This is a genomic window from Psychrobacter glacincola, assembly GCF_965118485.1.
In the GTDB taxonomy this organism is placed as follows: domain Bacteria; phylum Pseudomonadota; class Gammaproteobacteria; order Pseudomonadales; family Moraxellaceae; genus Psychrobacter; species Psychrobacter glacincola_D.
The window spans coordinates 1-869 of the sequence record NZ_CBCPJH010000085.1 but is presented as its reverse complement, the minus strand read 5'-3'; the positions used below and the strand labels follow the sequence as shown (position 1 = coordinate 869).

Sequence of the window (869 nt, the reverse complement as noted above, 5' to 3'; positions counted from 1 at the left end):
AAAGATTTTATAGATATTTTAGATTCGCCTCCTCCTATGGGTAAGAAAAAAGAGTTAATAATACATGAATTTCTAGAAAGCAATCCAGAATTAATTCCTACGCCTAATCTATTGAATCATCATCTTCATTTTGGTGTAGTAATATCAAAATTTCCTTTAGATACATCTTTGGAAACTGATTATGTCTATTTAACAAAGAGTTCTGATACATGGATAGTAACTTTCGTCGAGTTAGAAATTCCAGATAAGAAACTCTTTACAAATAATAAGAAGCAAATCGATACTTCCTCTGAGTTTAATAAAGCCATTGCTCAAGTTAGGTCGTGGCAAGTTTTCGTAGAAGATAATAAAGCTGAAGTACTCCGTAGACTTGAGCCTATTTTTCATCCTTTTGTTATGAGGCGAAATCCAGTTGAGTTTAATTATCAGCTAATCATCGGACGATCTGAAGAAAAAAATGGCTCACTTGAAAGAATAAAGACATTAGCTCGTCTTCGGAAAGAAACTGGTATTGACATTATGACTTATGACACACTCCTCAATTATTACAGACATTCAGAAAGGTATAAAAAAGGACATAATTTCCCTATCAAAGAATAAAATGAAATTTAAATACATTCATACAGATTCAACTATGCTCTTTAGCTACGTTAGTAAAGATGACTTCATATTAACTTCAGAACAAAAACAGCATTTTAGATCAAAAGGTTATGAGATAGATGAATGGGAACAAGGGAAGTCACTTGCTGTGAATGGCAAATACATTATAGAAAATATTAGTAAAGCAAGAGAATAGAGAGGGTTGTTTAAGATTTATGTTATTTATAAATGATTATTAAAAATTTCATATGTAGACTTGATTTATTTCA

2 protein-coding genes are annotated in these 869 nt (G+C 30.7%); both read left to right on the top strand.

Translation table 11 applies throughout. The features are described from left to right. A partial coding sequence (locus ACMHKH_RS14640; RefSeq protein WP_413521351.1) for a Shedu immune nuclease family protein occupies nucleotides 1-600 on the top strand: 600 nt, incomplete at its 5' end. A gap of 1 nt (nucleotide 601) precedes the next feature. Beyond that, nucleotides 602-796: a hypothetical protein gene (locus ACMHKH_RS14635; RefSeq protein ID WP_413521350.1), complete on the top strand. Its 195-nt coding sequence runs from the start codon at nucleotides 602-604 to the stop codon at nucleotides 794-796. Nucleotides 797-869: the final 73 nt, after the last annotated feature.

What these genes read in the sequence shown, in the direction of transcription:
- ACMHKH_RS14635 (WP_413521350.1), top strand. Translation starts at nt 602, where the DNA reads ATGAAATTTAAATACATTCATACAGATTCAACTATGCTCTTTAGCTAC.